Annotated in this window: 13 protein-coding genes; all 13 read left to right on the top strand. The window is 73.5% G+C overall.

Going from position 1 to position 16,835, the window contains the following annotated elements:
- Nucleotides 1-667: 667 nt before the first annotated feature.
- Complete coding sequence (locus tag C1I99_RS10585; RefSeq protein WP_438941401.1) at nt 668-1,378, top strand: hypothetical protein; 711 nt, start codon at nt 668-670, stop codon at nt 1,376-1,378.
- Between the two features lie 148 nt (nt 1,379-1,526).
- Complete coding sequence (locus tag C1I99_RS10580; protein WP_111134039.1) at nt 1,527-1,988, top strand: DUF948 domain-containing protein; 462 nt, start codon at nt 1,527-1,529, stop codon at nt 1,986-1,988.
- Nucleotides 1,989-2,015: 27 nt separating this feature from the next.
- Nucleotides 2,016-2,321 (top strand): hypothetical protein, encoded by a 306-nt coding sequence (locus C1I99_RS10575; RefSeq protein WP_111134038.1) that lies wholly within the window; start codon nt 2,016-2,018, stop codon nt 2,319-2,321.
- Entirely contained in the window at nt 2,318-4,996 is a 2,679-nt protein-coding gene (alaS, locus tag C1I99_RS10570) for an alanine--tRNA ligase (RefSeq protein ID WP_111134037.1), read from the top strand. The genes C1I99_RS10575 and alaS overlap by 4 nt, the downstream gene beginning before the upstream one ends.
- 72 nt (nt 4,997-5,068) lie before the next feature.
- Nucleotides 5,069-5,530 carry a Holliday junction resolvase RuvX gene (gene ruvX / locus C1I99_RS10565; protein WP_111134036.1) on the top strand — a complete coding sequence of 154 codons (462 nt, stop codon included), beginning with the start codon at nt 5,069-5,071 and terminating at the stop codon, nt 5,528-5,530.
- Nucleotides 5,527-6,723, top strand: a complete 1,197-nt coding sequence (gene mltG / locus C1I99_RS10560; RefSeq protein WP_111134035.1) for an endolytic transglycosylase MltG — start codon at nt 5,527-5,529, stop codon at nt 6,721-6,723. Before ruvX ends, mltG begins: the two co-directional genes overlap by 4 nt.
- Complete coding sequence (locus tag C1I99_RS10555) at nt 6,723-7,547, top strand: shikimate dehydrogenase (RefSeq protein WP_111134034.1); 825 nt, start codon at nt 6,723-6,725, stop codon at nt 7,545-7,547. The genes mltG and C1I99_RS10555 overlap by 1 nt, the downstream gene beginning before the upstream one ends.
- Before the next feature lie 171 nt (nt 7,548-7,718).
- Complete coding sequence (locus C1I99_RS10550; protein WP_111134033.1) at nt 7,719-9,434, top strand: glycosyl hydrolase; 1,716 nt, start codon at nt 7,719-7,721, stop codon at nt 9,432-9,434.
- Between the two features lie 222 nt (nt 9,435-9,656).
- Nucleotides 9,657-11,594, top strand: coding sequence for a hypothetical protein (locus C1I99_RS10545; protein ID WP_111134032.1), 1,938 nt, complete (start codon nt 9,657-9,659; stop codon nt 11,592-11,594).
- A 93-nt stretch (nt 11,595-11,687) separates the two neighbouring features.
- Nucleotides 11,688-12,230, top strand: coding sequence for an acyltransferase (locus C1I99_RS10540; RefSeq protein ID WP_111134031.1), 543 nt, complete (start codon nt 11,688-11,690; stop codon nt 12,228-12,230).
- Complete coding sequence (locus tag C1I99_RS10535; RefSeq protein ID WP_111134030.1) at nt 12,223-13,842, top strand: P-loop NTPase family protein; 1,620 nt, start codon at nt 12,223-12,225, stop codon at nt 13,840-13,842. Before C1I99_RS10540 ends, C1I99_RS10535 begins: the two co-directional genes overlap by 8 nt.
- A gap of 3 nt (nt 13,843-13,845) precedes the next feature.
- Complete coding sequence (locus C1I99_RS10530) at nt 13,846-15,210, top strand: O-antigen ligase family protein (RefSeq protein ID WP_111134029.1); 1,365 nt, start codon at nt 13,846-13,848, stop codon at nt 15,208-15,210.
- Nucleotides 15,207-16,832: a lipopolysaccharide biosynthesis protein gene (locus tag C1I99_RS10525; RefSeq protein WP_111134028.1), complete on the top strand. Its 1,626-nt coding sequence runs from the start codon at nt 15,207-15,209 to the stop codon at nt 16,830-16,832. The genes C1I99_RS10530 and C1I99_RS10525 overlap by 4 nt, the downstream gene beginning before the upstream one ends.
- Nucleotides 16,833-16,835 lie beyond the last annotated feature (3 nt).

The following is a 16,835-nucleotide window of genomic DNA, read 5'->3' as shown; positions in this document are numbered from 1 at the left end:
GCAAGACGGGGCGGAGCCGCCCCGTCTTGCCGACGGCACGGACACCGGCCGGGGGCCGGTGGGCCGGGCGCGTCCGGACGCCGAGCCGCCCCGTCCCGCCGGTGCCCGCTCCGGACCGTCCCCGGCCCGAGGCGCGGCGCGTTCCGCGCCTGCCGCCCCACCGGCTCCGACCGAATCCTTCGCCGGAGGCCGCGAACGCCCCGAGCCGACGCCGGACGCGCCCGCCCGGGGGGCCGCGCGACCGGGCGCCGGCCCGGTCCGGTCCGCCGCGACGGCTGGCCCCGGCGGCGCACCCGCCGGCCCGACCATGCCGGGCCCGGCTGGCCCCGGCCCGGTCCGTCCCGGCGCGATTCCGCCCGGTCCCGCCCGGCCGGACGACCGGGGCCGGGCCGAGCCGGCTCCCGGCGCCGGTGTTCACCCCGGCCCGCCCGGGCAGCCGGCGGTGGCCCGGGCGTCCGCCGCGGCCCCCCGGTCCGGTCCGGACGACCGGTCGCTGGGGCGGGCCGCCCCGCCGCAGCGGGAGCCGGGTCGACCGGAGCCGTCCGGCGTCCCGCCGGTGCCTCCGCCGGGTCACCCGGGTGAGCCGGCAGTGGCCCGGGCCGCCGCGGTCGTCCCCCCGGCCGGTCCGGCCGCCCGGCCGTCGCCGGAGCCGGCGGACGGGCCGGCGGTGCGGCGGGCCGAGCCGGAGCCGCCGGCCGACGACCCGCCGGCCCCCGGCGGTCTGCGGGGTGCCCGGTCGGAGCTGCGGCGGCAGATCCGCAAGCGACGGCGGCTGCGGATGGGCGTCCTCGCGCTGGTCAGCGTGCTGCTGCTCGGGGCGATCCCGCTCTGGTTCGGGTTCCAGACGCTCAGCCGCGACCCGGTCTTCGACACCCTCGACGGGCTGGACGTGCCGGGCTGGGCGGCGGTGACGACCGTTGACGACGTCAGCGGCAGCCGCTGGTGCCTGCTGGACTGCCGACTGCGCGAGCGCACCGTCGAGTCCGAGCGGTCGCCGCAGGAGACCACGCAGGTCTACGAGCAGGCGCTGGCGAAGGACGGCTGGCGCCCGTGGCGGGTGAGCCACTGCCCGGAGCAGCCGGCGAAGGGCAGTTACACCTGTTGGCGCCGGGACGAGCTGACCCTCGACCTCTGGGTGCGCGAGCCGACCTGCGTACCGCCGCCGGTGGACGGGGAGCCGGCCGTGCTGCCGTCGCCCGATCCGTCGACCGCAGCGGCGCAGTGCACCGGCTCGTTGGTGTCGGTGAAGGTCCGCAACGCGATCGACGACGAGCGGACCCGGCCACAGCCGAGCACTGACCCGTCGCTCACCGGTGAGGATCCGTTCCCGACGCTCAGCGAGGATCCGTTGGGCGAACTGACACCCTCACCGTCCTGAGCCGCATTCCATCACGGACGGTAGGGTCTGGGGCGGCAGGTGCGCCTGCTCCCGCCGGCCCGCCCGGTCGCCGAGCGGCGGTGGGACAGGACCGGTCGCGCGTTCCGGGAGCGTCCGGTTCCCGGAAGTCTGCTTGAGGAGGACAGGCGTGGACTTTGGAGAGGTCGCGGCACTGATCGCGGCGATCGCGTTCGCGATGCTGGTGTTGATCCTGACGCTGCCCATCCTGCGGTTGCGGCACACCGTGGACGCCACCACCCGGATGATCAACGACCTCAACGACCGCACCGCGCCGCTGCTCGGCGACGTCAACACCACGGTGCGGAACGTGAACACGGCGCTGGAGCAGGTGCAGACCTCCCTGGACGGGGTGAACCTTCAACTGGCCAAGGTCGACACGATGACCAGCCACGCCCAGAACATCACCGCCAACATCGCCAACCTGGCCGCCGTCGTCTCCGCCGCCGCCGCGAACCCGTTGGTCAAGGTGGCCGCCTTCGGCTACGGCGTGCGCCGGGCCGCCGCCGCGCGCCGGCACGCCGAGACCGAGCGCGAGGTACGCGACACCATCAAGCAGCAGCGGCGCGCCGCCCGGCGCGGCGACCGCTGACCGGTTCGCGAGCAGGAAGGTGCACAGATGAGACGGTTGTTCTGGCTCGGCATCGGGCTCGCCGTCGGCGTGGTGGTGGTCCGCAAGGCGACCCGGACGGCGCAGTCGTACACCCCGGCCGGGATCGCCAGCACGTTGTCCGAATCCGCTGGCGGGCTGGTCGAGTCGCTGCGTAGCTTCGTGGAGGACGTCCGGGTCGGGATGGCCGAGCGCGAGCAGGAGATTCACCAGGCGTTCGCCCAGGGCGAGGCGTTCGACGACCAGTTCGCCGACCTGCGGGAGGCCCCGCGCATCGGCGATCGAGCAATCTTTCCGGAGGAACACCAGCGATGAAGACGGCGGAGATCAAGCGGCGGTACCTCGCCCACTTCGAGGCGAACGGTCACACCGTGGTGCCGTCCGCTCCGCTGCCCGCCATCAGCGACCCGAACCTGCTGTTCGTCAACGCCGGCATGGTGCAGTTCGTCCCCTATTTCCTCGGCCAGCAGACCCCGGCGTACCGGCGGGCGGTCAGCGTGCAGAAGTGCATCCGCACGCCGGACATCGACGAGGTCGGCAAGACCAGCCGGCACGGCACGTTCTTCCAGATGAACGGCAACTTCTCCTTCGGCGACTACTTCAAGGCGGGGGCGATCCCGCTCGCCTGGGAGCTCGCCACCAAGTCGCAGGAGCAGGGCGGCTACGGCCTCGACCCGGAGCGGATCTGGCCGACGGTCTACCTGGACGACGACGAGGCGTTCGAGATCTGGCGTTCGGTCGGCGTGCCGGCCGAGCGGATCGTCCGCCGCGGCAAGGCCGACAACTTCTGGTCGATGGGCATCCCGGGCCCGTGCGGCCCCTGCTCGGAGCTGTTCTACGACCGCGGCCCAGAGTACGGCCGGGAGGGCGGCCCGGCGGTCGACGAGGACCGCTACATGGAGTTCTGGAACCTCGTCTTCATGCAGTACGAGCGGGGCCCGGGCACCGGCAAGGAGGACTACCCGATCCTGGGTGACCTGCCGGCGAAGAACATCGACACCGGCATGGGCCTGGAGCGGATGGCCTCTATCCTGCAGGGCGTCGACAACCTCTACGAGATCGACGAGGTCCGGCCCATCCTGGACAAGGCCGCCGCGCTGACCGGCAAGCGGTACGGCGCGCGCTCCGGCCACGTGGCCAGCGAGTCGCACCCGGACGACGTGCGGCTGCGGGTGGTCGCCGACCACGTGCGCACCGCGCTGATGCTGATCGGTGACGGGGTCACCCCCAGCAACGAGGGGCGCGGCTACGTGCTGCGCCGGATCATGCGCCGGGCGATCCGGGCGATGCGGTTGCTCGGCTGGCAGGACCGGGCGCTGCCCGAGCTGCTGCCGGTGGCCCGGGACTGCATGGCCCCGTCGTACCCGGAGCTGGCCGTGGACTTCGACCGGATCGCGGACTACGCGTACGCGGAGGAGGACGCGTTCCTGTCCACCCTGCGCGCCGGCACCACGATCCTGGACACCGCGATCGCCGAGACCCGCACCGCCGGCCGGTCCGCGCTGTCCGGGGAGAAGGCGTTCCAGCTGCACGACACGTACGGCTTCCCGATCGACCTGACCCTGGAGATCGCGGCGGAGCAGGGGCTCCAGGTCGACGCCGAGGGCTTCCGCCGGCTGATGGCCGACCAGCGGGCCCGGGCCAAGGCCGACGCGCAGACCCGCAAGACCGGCCACGCCGACCTGTCGGCGTACCGGGCGGTGCTCGACTCGGGCGGGCCGGTGACGTTCACCGGCTACACCGAAACGTCCCGGGAGGCGACCGTGCGGGCCGTGCTCGGCGTCGACGGTCCGCGCCAGGCGGCCGTCGAGGGGGACACGGTCGAGCTGGTGCTCGACACCACCCCGTTCTACGCCGAGGGCGGTGGCCAGCAGCCCGACCAGGGCATGATCACGGTGGGCGGCGGCCAGGTCGAGGTCCTCGACGTGCAGCAGCCGGTGCCGGGGCTGATCGTGCACCGGGCCCGGGTGGTCCGGGGCGAGGTGCGCGCCGGCGAGACCGGCTTCGCCGAGATCGACACCAGTCGCCGGCGGGCCATCTCCCGGTCGCACACGGCGACCCACCTGGTGCACCAGACGATGCGCAACTTCCTCGGCGAGTCCGCCACCCAGGCCGGGTCGCTCAACGCGCCGGGCCGGCTGCGGTTCGACTTCAACACCCCCACCGGGGTGGCGCCGAGCGTGCTGCGCGACGTCGAGCAGCAGGTCAACGAGGTGCTCCTGGCCGACCTGGAGGTGCACGCCTTCATCACCTCGCTGGAGGAGGCGCGGCGGATCGGCGCGATGGCACTGTTCGGCGAGAAGTACGGCGAGCAGGTGCGGGTCGTCGAGGTCGGCGAGTACGCCCGGGAGCTGTGCGGCGGCACCCACGTCGCCCGCTCCGGCCAGCTCGGCCTCGTCAAGATCCTCTCCGAGTCGTCGATCGGCTCCGGCGTGCGCCGGGTCGAGGCACTGGTCGGGATGGACGCGTTCAACTTCCTGGCCCGGGAACACCTGCTGGTCTCCCGCCTCGCCGACCTGTACCGGGTGCCCAACGACCAGGTGGCCGACCGGGTGGAGCAGACCGTGACCCAGCTGCGCGACGCCGAGAAGGAGCTGGAGAAGCTGCGCGCCCAGCTGGTGCTCGGTGGGGCGGCGGCGCTCGCCGCGCAGGCCAAGGACGTCAACGGGATCGCGTACGTCGGCACCGAGGCGCCGGAGGGCGCGGCCGGCAACGACGTGCGGACCCTGGCTCAGGAGATCCGCGGGAAAATCGACCCGGCGCGACCGGCGGTGGTCGCGGTGGCGGCCCGATCGGGCGGCAAGGCGTCGCTGGTGGTCGCGGTGAACCCGGCCGCCCGCAGCCGGGGCCTGTCGGCCGCGGACCTGGTCAAGGCGGCCTTCTCCGGGCGGGGCGGGGGCAGCCCCGACCTGGCCCAGGGTGGCGGCCTGCCGGCGGCCGAGGCCCCGAAGCTCCTGCTCACCGTTGAGAAGGCGCTCGCCGAGGCGTGATGAGTGACCATGTGCGGCCAGGGCGGACCGGGTGGTCCGCCCTGGCTCGTCACACCGAGGGAGTGACCGCCGGTGACTGAATTGTCCCGTGGAGTCCGGCTCGGCGTCGACGTCGGGCAGGTCCGGGTCGGGGTCGCCCGGTCCGACCCGCACGGCGTGCTGGCGACCCCGCTGGTCACCCTCGCCCGGGATCGCACGGCGGCGCCCGACGCGGTGCCCAGCGACATCGCCGAACTCGCCGCGCTGGTCGCCGAACACGAGGCCGTCGAGGTCGTCGTCGGCCTTCCGGTCAATCTCGCCGGCCGGCACGGCCCTGCGGCGGCCCACGTGAAGGCGTACGCTGACCGCTTGGCCGGTGTGATAGCGCCTGTTCCGGTGGCGCTCACCGACGAGAGGATGTCCACCGTCGTGGCTTCTCGTAGGCTGGCCGAGCGTGGTGTCCGAGGGAAACGGCAACGCGCGGTGGTCGACCAGGCTGCCGCGGTGGAGATTCTGCAGAGCTGGCTGGACGCGCAGCGGAGGCGGACGCAATGATCGACGATCTGGACCTCGGGTTCGACGAGCAGGATCGGGGGGAGAAGGGCCGGCACCGGCGCGGCGCGGTACGCAAGCGCAAGGGCAAGTCCGGTGGTCGGGGCAAGACCGTCCTGGCCCTGCTGCTCGCCCTGGTCCTGCTGGGCGGAATCGGTGGCGGCGCGTTCTACGGCTTCGACCGGATCCAGAACTACTTCGTCACCCCCGACTACGACGGCGCCGGCACCGGTGAGGTGATGGTCGACATCCAGCAGGGCGCGCTGATCGCCGACATGGCGAACACGCTCTACACCGCCGGTGTGGTCAAGAGCGCCAAGGCCTTCATCGAGGCCGCCGAGGAGAACTCGCGCAGCAAGAACATCCAGCCCGGCACGTACCGGCTGCGCAAGCAGATGAGCGGCGAGAACGCCCTCGCCGCGATGCTCGACGGGAAGAACCGGATCGTCAACGGGATCACCATCCCGGAGGGGCGCACCGCGAAGAACATCTACAAGCTGCTCTCCGAGAAGACCGACATCCCGGTCAAGGAGTTCGAGGCCGCGGCGAAGGACCCGATCGCGCTGGGCGTGCCGAACTGGTGGTTCAAGCGCACCGACGGCAAGAAGGTCAAGCCGTCGGTCGAGGGCTTCCTCTATCCGGACACCTACGAGGTCCCGCCGAAGGCGACCGCCGAGACGATCCTCAAGTTGATGGTCGAGAACTTCCTCACCGTCACCGGGCAGATGCAGTTCGCCGACCGGGTGCAGAAGGAGCGGGGCGGCATCAGCCCGTACGAGGCGCTGATCGTCGCGTCGCTGGCGCAGGCGGAGGCGGGCAACAAGGACGACCTGGGCAAGGTGGCCCGGGTGGCCTACAACCGGGTGTTCGGCGAGTTCCCGTGCAACTGCCTGGAGATGGACGTCACGGTCAACTACTACCTGGAGCTGACCGGCCAGCCGACCAAGAAGTCCAGCGAGATGACCGACGCCGACCTGGACAACCCGAAGAACCCGTACAACCGCAAGCTGCGCGGGCTGGTGCCCACCCCGATCAACAACCCGGGCAAGGACGCCCTGGAGGGGGCGATGGACCCGCCGGCCGGCAAGTGGCTCTTCTTCGTGGCGATCGACAAGGAGGGGCGCTCCGCCTTCGCCGAGACCTACGATCAGCAGCTCCGCAACGAAGCCAAGGCCCGCGAGGCCGGGATCATCTGATGGCGTCGGCGCGGCGTGCGGCGGTGCTGGGAAAGCCGATCGCACACTCCCTCTCCCCGCTGATCCACAACGCCGGCTATGCGGCGGCCGGGCTGACCGGGTGGTCGTACACCCGGATCGAGTGCGCCGCCGCGGAGCTGCCCGACCTGGTCGCCGGTCTGGGCCCGGAGTGGGCCGGGCTGTCGGTGACCATGCCGGGCAAGGAGGCGGCGCTCGCGGTGGCCGCGGAGGTCTCGCCGGTCGCCGCCGCCGTCGGCGCGGCGAACACGCTGGTACACCGCCCCGACGGCGCCTGGTATGCCGACAACACCGACGTCGGTGGCATGGTCGAGGTGCTCGGGTCGGCCGGGGTGCGGCCCGGGGCCACGGTGACCGTGCTCGGCGCGGGCGGGACGGCGCGGGCGGCGGTGGCGGCGGCGGCCCGCCTCGACGCCCGGTCGGTGACCGTCGTGGCCCGGCGCGCCGCCGCCGTGGACGAGCTGCGCCCGGTGGCCCGGGCCGTCGAGGTGCCGATGAGCGGCGCACCCTGGGACGACGCCGCGGCCCGGCTGGGTGCCGACGTGGTGATCTCGACCGTGCCGAAGGGGGTCGCCGACCCGCTGGCCGGCACGGCGCGGTGGCGGGCGGCGACGGTGCTCTTCGACGCGCTCTACGACCCGTGGCCGACGCCGCTCGCGGCGTCGGCGCGGGCCGCCGGCTGCCCGGTCGTCTCCGGGCTCGACCTGCTGCTGGCCCAGGCGGTGGGCCAGTTCGAGCAGTTCACCGGCGTGACTGCCCCGCGGGCCGCGATGGCCGCCGCGCTCGCCGCCGCCCGCGCCCGCTGACCGTCGCCCGCTGGCCGGCCCGGCGATCCGCCCGGCGGTGTCGCCTGTGGTCGCGGCGACCATCCTTAGGTGACGGTTAAGACCTGCTTAGGTCCGGCTGTTTCCCCCACGGCGTACGGTAGCCGTCGATACGCTGCTCAGCGTTACCGGAACAGACACAGGGAGTTCTCCTTGGCCAGGCACGGAGTGCACCGGCTGATCCGCCCCCACGGCCCGCGCCGCAAGGCCGTGCTGCTCGGTGTGCTCGGCGGCACGGTGGTGGTCGGCATCGTGGCCACCACCGTGCCGCTGCTGGCCGCCGACGACCTGTCGGTCCGGGCCGTCGCGGACACCACCGCCACCACGGTGCCGCAGGACGGGAACAACAGCGTCAAGACGACGCTGGCGACCTGCCCGGCCCGCTGTGACGGCAACCCGCGCGGCGGTCGGGCGGCCGTCGTCCAGTTCGCGGTGACCTCCGTGCCGGCGACGGCGGTGAACGTCCGGGCCACGCTGCGGGTGCACGCCTGGCAGAGGTTCGCCGCGACGGTGGCCGCGCACGCCTCCCCGCTCGACGCCCGCGCGGCCCGCCCCGCGCCGGTGCGCCCCGGCGCCGCCCTGGACACCGTTTCCAAAGTGCGGCCGGGCTTCAACGAGTGGGACGTCTCCGGCCTGGTCACCGGGAACGGCACCTGGACGCTCTCGCTTACGCAGGCCGGCCTGGAGACGCGGATCTACTGGGCGTCGACCGACCACCGCAATCCCGACCTGCGTCCACGCCTGGTGATCACCTACGACATCGGCGTCCGCCCGACGTCCCGGCCGGCGTCCCCGCCGACCTCCGCCGTGCCGTCGTCGTCGCCGACCGCCGCGCCGAGCACCACCGCCCCGAAGCCGACGCCGAGCGCCAGTCCCACCCGAACCACCCCTCGCCCGACGGCGAGCCCGTCCGCCGGCTCCAGGCGCTGCGGCGAGGTGTCGGACAAGCTGGTCCCGTCCTGCGGTGCCTGGTGGGGGATATACTCGCCGGCCGGCGCGGACGACGGGTGGGACCACGGCGCCGCCGTCGCCGAGGTGGAGGCGCAGGTCGGTCGCCGGTTCGACATCGTGCACCGCTACCACGACTTCTCCAACATCGGCAGCAACGGCGCCTTCCCGGACGCCTACGAGCAGCGGCAGATGCGTGAGGGCCGGCTGATGTTCTTCGCCTGGGAGTCTCGGATCTTCTCCTCCGAGACTGTGCTGACCTGGGCCGACGTCTACAGTGGCCGGCACGACGCGACCATCGACGCGGCCGCCGGCCGGATCCGGGCCATCGGCGTGCCGGTCTTCATGGGCTTCGACCACGAGCCGGAGGACGAGCCGACCAAGGGCAGCGATGCCGACTTCGTCCGGGCCTGGCGCCACGTGCACGACCGGTTCACCGCGGCGGGGGCGCACAACGCGGTCTGGGTCTGGACGATGATGGGCTGGTCCGGCCACTACGACCGGTACGCCGGGCTCTACCCGGGCGACCGGTACGTCGACTGGGTCGGCTACGACCCGTACAACTTCCACGTCTGCAACGGCAGCACGGTCTGGAAGAGCCCGGCCACCACGATCGGCAGCTTCTACCGGTGGCTCGACGAACACGGCGTCGGCGCCGGCAAGCCGCGGATGCTCGCCGAGTTCGGCACCAACGTCAACCCCGCCGACCCGGGCGCCAAGCGGCGCTGGTTCGAGGAGTTCCCGGCCGCGTTGAAGGCCCACCCGAAGATCAAGGCGGCCATCTACTTCAACTCGGCCGGAATGACCAGCCGGTCGCGTACCTGCGACATGACGATGAACCACGACCCGTCGGCCGTGGCCGGCTTCGCCCGGGCCGGGCAGGACAGCTACCTGCGTCAGCCGACCGGAGGGAGTCGCTGACCATCATGTGACCGGGCGATGGCCGGACGTATCGTGGATCAGTCGGACATCCGACTTGACGCACGACCTGTCATCGTGCCGACGGACTGACCGCCCAATCGGCGGATATCGCCACCCAGGGTGTGCGAGGCACGCTACGCGCGTTCTCATCCATCTTGGAGGCGCAGCGTGCCCGAACTCCCGTACTTCTGGCGTTCTGCCGGACTTCGCACCCGGGCGGCGGTGACCGTGCTGGTGACCGTCGCCGCCGTGCTGGCCGTGCCCACCGCGACGTCCGCGGCCGTGGTCCCGGCCCCCGAGCCGGCGACGCTGGTCTCGGCGAACCCCGCCGACTCCACCCCGCACGCCAAGGACGGGGAGACGCGCGCCTTCGCGCAGGTCGGCTCCACGGTGTACGTCGGCGGCAGCTTCACCCAGATCCGGCAGACCGCGAGCTCCGCCTGGACCACCCAGCGCTACCTGTTCGCCTACGACCGGGCCACCGGGATCATCTCCACCAGCTTCCTGCCGGTGCTCGACGGCGCGGTCAACACGCTCCTCGCCGGGCCGGGCGGCACCCTGATCGTCGGCGGCGCCTTCAAGAACGTCAACGGCGTCTCCCGACGGAACCTGGTCGCGCTCAACCCGACCACCGGCGCGATCATCGACAGCTGGGTCGGCCGCTCCGACGGCGGGACCGTACGCGACCTGGTGCTGCACGGAAACTGGCTCTACGTGGCCGGCGCCTTCAACTGGCTCAACGGCACCGCGCACTCCGGGCTCGGCCGGCTCAACGCCACCACCGGCGCGATCGACCCGACGTTCAACATCAACGCCACCGTGGGTCGCCACGACACCACCTCGTACGTCTGGACCATCGACGTCTCCCCGGACGGTGGCACCCTCGCCGTCGGCGGCAACTTCATGTACGTCAACGACCTGCCGCGCAACCAGATGGCACTGGTCGACCTCGCGGGCACCCCGACGGTGCTGGACTGGAGCACCGAGAAGTTCGTCGCGCCGTGCGCGGCCCCGGCGACCTTCGTGCACTACGTGCAGGACATCAAGTTCGGCGCGGACGGCACCTGGTTCGTCGTCGGCACCAACGGCGGCGCCGGCTGGCCCGCCGCGTACTGCGACGCCCTGGTCCGGTTCGAAACCGCCGCCCGGGGCAGCGGACAGCTCGCCACCTGGGTCGACTTCACCGGCAACGACACCATCACCTCGGTCGAGGTCGCCGACAACGTCATCTACCTCGGCGGGCACTTCCGCTGGCTGAACAACCCGAACGCCAGCGACCGGGCCGGCAACGGCGCGGTGGACCGGCTCGGCATCGCCGCGGTCACCCCCGCCACCGGCATGCCGGTCAACTGGAACCCCCGTCGCAGCGGCGGCTCGGCGCTGCCCGCCGGCGCCAGCTCGTGGGGTTCGTCGGTGCCGGTGCTGTGGCGCGGCAGCGACGGCCTCTACTTCGGGCACAACTCCGACGGGATGGGCGAGGAGTACCACGGCCGGCTCGGCATGTTCCCGCTCGCCGGCGGGCGCACCATCGTCCCGAAGAACCCGCCGACCGCCACCACCGGCAACCTCTACCTGCGCACCGGGGAGGGTCAGCTGGCCAAGGTCCCGTTCGACGCCGGCACACTCGGCGACCCGAGCACGGTCAGCCAGCCGAACTACACCGCCGCCGGCGCGACGTGGCGGGTGGCCGACCGGATCTACTGGTCGCACACCGTCGCCGGCACCCCCACTGGCAGCCGGATCGACATCTCGATGTTCAACGGCGGGGACATCGGCACGCCCTGGGAGGCGTCCGGTTACAACGACTGGTTCAACCCGGCGGCGATGACCGGGGCGTTCTTCCTCGACGGCCGGCTCTACTACATCCGCAGCGGGACCAACGCCCTCTACTACCGCTACTTCGAGATCGACGGCAACTACCTCGGCGCCACCGAGTTCAGCCTGCCCACCACCGGCGTCAACTGGTCGAAGGTGCGGGGCATGGCCTGGGTGGGCGGCCGGATCGTGTACGGCGACACCAACGGTACGCTGCGCAGCGTGCCGTTCGACCCGACGGCCGCCCCCGGCGCGGTGGTCGACGGGACGGCGGCGACGGTGATCGCCCCACCCAGCCCGGAGCTGACCTGGTCGTCCCCGTCGACGTTCTTCTCGGTGCAGTAGCGGTCGACGGTTCGTAACGGAACCTAGGTAGATTGTTCACCTCGGGTCGGCGGCGGATCCACGTCGCCGACCCCAAGACATTGGGAGGTCGGCGTGGGTGGTGTCCGCCGTGGACCCGTGGTGCGGGCCGTCTTCGCGGTCAAGCGTGGCTGGTACCGGCTGCGCTATCCGCGGCTGACGCTCGGCCGGGGCGTGGAGATCCGGGGCCGGATCCGGCTGCGCCGCGGGGTACGGGTGCGTATCGGCGACCGCACCCGGCTGAACAAGCTGGTCCGCTTCGCCGGCCCCGGCGAGGTGCGGGTCGGCGCCGACTGCCTGCTGAACGCGACGTGGATCGGCACCTGGACCTCCGTCACCATCGGTGACCGGTGCCTGCTGTCGGACTGCGAACTGCTGGACAACGACTTCCACAACCTACCGCCCGAGCAGCGGCACGACACGCCGATCCCGGCGACCCGCGCCCCGATCATCCTCGAGGAGAACGTGTGGATCGGGGCGCACGCGCTGGTGATGAAGGGTGTGCGCGTCGGCCGGGACAGTGTCGTGGGCGCTGCGACGGTGGTCCGTACGGACGTGCCGCCGCGGGTCGTGGTCGTCGGAAATCCCCAACAGACGGTGAAGAAGTTCAATGACTGATGCCCCTCGCGGTTCCTGGCCCGCCAACGGATCCGCCGGCGCGGGCACACCGGGCCGTACCGTCACCCTCACCGACCTGCTCCGCGTCCCGCTGCACCGGGCCCGGCTGGTCGCCGCGGTGGCCGCGCTCGGGCTGGTGGCCGCGCTCGGGTACGTGCTGCTCGTGCCGGCCGCGGTCAGCGCCAGCGCGGTGGTGGCGGTGCGCCCGGTGGTCACCGACGCCTTCACCCCCAGCGGGGCGAACGCCGAGCGGGCGGTGAACATGAACGTGGAGAGCGGCATCGCCACCGGCACCGAGGTCGTCCAGCGGCTGGCCGACGCGAGCGGCAAGGACCCGCGCGAGGTGCGCGACGCGCTCGAGGTCGAGGTGCCCACCGGCGGCCAGATCCTGCGGTTCGTCTTCCGGGCCGCCACCGCCGAGCAGGCGGTGGGGAACGCCAACCTGGCCGCGCAGACCTACCTCGACGTGCGCCGCACCATGTACGAGAAGCAGCGGGAGGAGATGCTGCGCTCCTACGACGCCAGCATCGGCAAGGTCGCCGCCCAGCAGAGCGCGCTGCAGAAGCGGATCAGCACCGCCCGGGAGGGCGCGCTCGACGCCGCGGTGGCCGAGCTCGCCGGGATCAACAACCAGCTCACCCAGCTCAACGCCGCGCGCACCGAGATCGCCGCGGTCGACGTCAACCCGGGCTGGGTCACCCAGACCGCCGAGCGGGCCCTGGCCTCCTCGGCCGGGAGCCGTCCGCTCTACCTGCTGGCCGGCCTGCTCGGCGGGGTGCTGCTCGGTGTGGTGCTGGCGTACGCCTGGGAGTCGGTGGACCGGCGGATCCGGTCGGTCGACGACGGCCGCGACGCCACCGGCCTGCCGCTGCTCGGCACCGTCCGGCGGCGCCGGTTCCGCGGCCGGAAGGAGGCGGTCGACGCCGACATCCGCTACGTGGCGATGGCCATCGCCGAGCGGGTGCGCCAGCCCGCCCGGGTGTCGTTGCTGACCGCCCGGGACGAGGACGCGAACGCGATCACCGCCGGGCTGGCGGTCGCCCTGGCCGCCGCCGGCCGGGAGGTCTTCGTCGCCGACGACAGCGGCCGGGCCGAGCGGCTGCGCGGCACGGTGCTGGCCGGCAAGGATCGGTTGCCCGCCTCCGCCGACCCGACCCGACCGGTGGTGCCCAAGCCCCGCCCGGCCGGCTCGACCTCGGACGGCACGGGCGGCGGCACGGGCGAGCCGGTGGCGGCCCGTCGCCCGTCGCCGCACCCGGCCGGCGCCCGCCCGTCGACCGACCCGGACGCCACCCTGACTCTGCCCCGGGTGGCCTCCGCCGCCGGCGGCGAGAACGGCCGGGTGGTCCGCCCCGACGAGGTGCCGGTCGGCGCCGGCAGTGTCCGGTTCGGCACCTGGCGCCAGGGCGCCGACCACGGCCTGGTGCTGTTCAACGCCCCGCCGGCCGAGTCCGACGAGCGGGGCGTGGCGGTGGCCCGGCAGGGCACCGCAGTGGTGGTGGTCGAGCAGGACCGGACCCGGCAGGGCGACCTGCGCCGGCTGGTGGAGCGGCTGCGCGCCGCCGGGGTCACCCCGCTGGGCTTCGTGCTGACCCGCAGCAGCCAGGGCTGAACCGTGCCCGTCACCCACGCCCCGGCCACCTGGGAGCCGGCCGGTGGTGGCCCCGGCCCGGTCCACCCGTCCCCGCCGCTGTCGGCACCACCGCCGCCCCGGCTGCCGCTCTGGCCGCTGGTGATGATGTTCGGCCTGGTGCCGCTCTGGTGGCTGGCCGGCGCGTTCTACCTCGGCTGGCCGCTGCTGGGCGCGCTGCTGTTCGCGCTGCTGGTCATCCGGGGGCGGGTGCCGCTGCCGCCGGCCGCCGGGATCTGGCTGCTGTTCCTGGCCATCGTCGTGGTCAGCGCAACCCAGTTGCAGTCGCCCTCCTCGGTGCTGACCCTCGCCCTGCGGCTCGCGTTCTACGCCACCGCGCTGGTGGCCGGCGTCTACGTGTACGCCGTCGCCCGGGAGCGCGCCGACCAGGCCGCCGTGCTCGTCCCGCTCTGCGCGTTCTGGTTCGGGCTGGTGGCGCTGGGCTGGCTGGGGGTGCTGGCGCCCCGGTTCGCGCTGACCACCCCGGTGGAGGTGCTGCTCCCCGGCGGGGTGGCCCGCAACCCGTTCATCCAGGACATGGTGCACCTGGCCACCGCCGAGTACAGTGCCCGGTCGCTCAACCCGATCTACCGGCCGGCGGCGCCGTTCGCCTACACCAACAACTACGGCAGCGCGTACGCGCTGACCCTGCCGTGCGTGGTCGCCTTCACCATGCTGCGCCGGCGCGGCGTGCTGCGCTGGGCGCTGCTGGCCTCGCTGCCGGTGTCGCTGGCGCCGGCGTTCCTCACCCTGAACCGGGCGATGTTCCTCAGCCTCGGCGTCGGTCTCGCGGTGCTCGGCGTGCGGGCCAGCCTGCGCGGCAACGTGCGGGTGGCCGCGTCGATCGTCGGGGTGGTGCTGATCGGCGCGCTGGCCACCCTGTTCATCCCGATCGCCGAGCTGATCGGCAACCGGGTGGAGTCCAGTGACACGAACAGCGACCGGCTCTCCCTCTACGTCGAGGTGCTCCGCTGGGTGCGCGACTCGCCATGGCTCGGCTACGGAGCGCCGGTCAACGTGGACACCGTCTCGGCGGAGGCGCCGATCGGCACCCAGGGGCAGTTGTGGATGGTGCTGTTCAGCCACGGCGTACCGGCGTTGCTCTGCTTTCTGGCCTGGTTCGTGGCCGCCGCGGTGATCTGCGCCCGGGCCGTCTCGCCAGCCGGGCAGTGGCTGGCCGTCGTCCCGGTGGTGTGCCTGGTGCAGATCCCGTTCTACGGCATGGCCAACCAGAACCTGGCGGTGGCCTTCTTCTCGGTCGCCTTCGCGATGGCGCTGACCGAACGGGAGACGCTGGCCCGGCTCGGCGGCCGGCCGCGCCCCAGCCTCCGGCCGGCGGTGCCGGCGTGACCGCGGCGACCCGGCCGCCGGCCGGCCCGGGCCCGACGCCGGGCGCCCCCACCGCCCCGGGCGCCGGCGGTGACGGGGCGGTCGACGGGACGGCGGAGACCCGGCGCAGCGCCCGCAGCGGGCTCGCCGGGCTGGTCGGCGCGGCCACCAGTGGTCTGTTCGGCTTCCTGCTGGCGGTGGTCATCACCCGCGGCTACGGCACCGCCGGCTCGGGCGCGTTCTTCGCCGCGATCGGCGTGGTCACCGTCGCCACCGCCGTGTGCACCCTGGGCGCGGAGACCGGGCTGATGTGGGCGCTGCCCCGGCGGCGGGTGGGCGCCCGGGGCGACGCCGCCCGGGTGCTGCCGGTGGCGCTGCTCCCGCCGCTGCTGGTCGCGGCGGCCGTCGCGGTCGCCGGGGTGCTCGCCGCCGGGGCTCTCGCGCCGCGCCTGCTGGGTGACACCGGCGGCGCCGCGCTGCTGACCGCCAGCTTCGCCGCGGTGCCCGTGGTGGTGGCGATGACCCTGCTGCTGGCCGCGTTGCGCTGCGTCCGGCCGATGCGGGCGTACGTCGGGGTGCAGTTCTTCCTGCTGCCGGTGGCCCGGCCGGTGCTGGTCGGCGCGGCGGTGCTGGCCGGTGGGGGGCTGCTGGCCGGCATGACCGGGTGGCTTGTCCCGACGGCGGTTGCGCTGCTGGTGTGCCTGGCGCTCGTCGCCGGCCCGCTCGGGGTGGGCGGGGGCGCCGCGCTGCGGCCCGAGCGCGCGGACTGGTCGTCGTTCTGGCGGTTCGCGCTGCCCCGCGCGGCCTCGGCGGCGATCGACGCCGGGAACATGTGGGTGGGTGTGCTGCTCACCTCGGTGCTGGCCGGGCCCGCCGACGCCGGTGTGTTCGGCGCGGTCGGTCGCTACATCCTCGCCGGGCAACTGGCCATGCAGGGCCTCCGGGTCGCCGTGTCACCCCAGCTGTCCCGGCTGCTCGGCCGGGGCGAGCGGGCGACGGCGGCCGCCGTGCACCGGCAGCTGACCACCTGGGGGCTGGTGCTGTCCTGGCCGGTGTACCTGCTGCTCGCCGTCTTCGGGCTGGCCTTCCTCCAGCTCTTCGGGGCCGAGTTCACGGCGGGTGCGACCGCGATGACGGTGCTGGCGCTGGCCATGCTGGTCAACACCGGAGTGGGTAACGTGCAGAGCCTGCTGCTGATGGGCGGGCGCAGCGGGCTGCACCTGGTCGCCACCCTGGCCGGGCTGCTGGTCACCGTCTGCCTCGGCCTGCTGCTGATCCCCGCCCACGGGGCGACCGGCGCGGCGCTGGCCTGGGCGGCCGGCATCGTCACCGAGAACCTCACCGCGGTCTGCTGTGCCCGGATGGTGGTCGGTCAGCCGCTGGTCGACGCGGTGCTGCTGCGCGCCGCGGCGGCCACCGTCGCCGGGGTCGGCGCCGCCGCGGCGGTCGGGGTGCTGGCCGGCGGGCGGGGCATCCCCGGGCTGGCGGTGGCGGTGGCCGTGCTGGCCGCCGGCTGCGTCGGCTTGTCGACGTTGCCCCCGGTGCGCCGGCGCATCCGGGTGACCATGATGCAGGTCCGTGGCGGGCGGGGGGCGGCCCCGGTCGCCGCCGGGGCCGCTGCCGAGGAATCGAAGGGCAGGTGAGGT

The organism is Micromonospora deserti, from assembly GCF_003236335.1.
Lineage (GTDB): Bacteria > Actinomycetota > Actinomycetes > Mycobacteriales > Micromonosporaceae > Micromonospora > Micromonospora deserti.
This window is presented reverse-complemented; position numbering and strand designations above follow the sequence as displayed.

What these genes read in the sequence shown, in the direction of transcription:
- alaS (WP_111134037.1), top strand. Translation starts at nt 2,318, where the DNA reads ATGAAGACGGCGGAGATCAAGCGGCGGTACCTCGCCCACTTCGAGGCG.
- C1I99_RS10535 (WP_111134030.1), top strand. Translation starts at nt 12,223, where the DNA reads ATGACTGATGCCCCTCGCGGTTCCTGGCCCGCCAACGGATCCGCCGGC.
- C1I99_RS10555 (WP_111134034.1), top strand. Translation starts at nt 6,723, where the DNA reads ATGGCGTCGGCGCGGCGTGCGGCGGTGCTGGGAAAGCCGATCGCACAC.
- C1I99_RS10575 (WP_111134038.1), top strand. Translation starts at nt 2,016, where the DNA reads ATGAGACGGTTGTTCTGGCTCGGCATCGGGCTCGCCGTCGGCGTGGTG.
- mltG (WP_111134035.1), top strand. Translation starts at nt 5,527, where the DNA reads ATGATCGACGATCTGGACCTCGGGTTCGACGAGCAGGATCGGGGGGAG.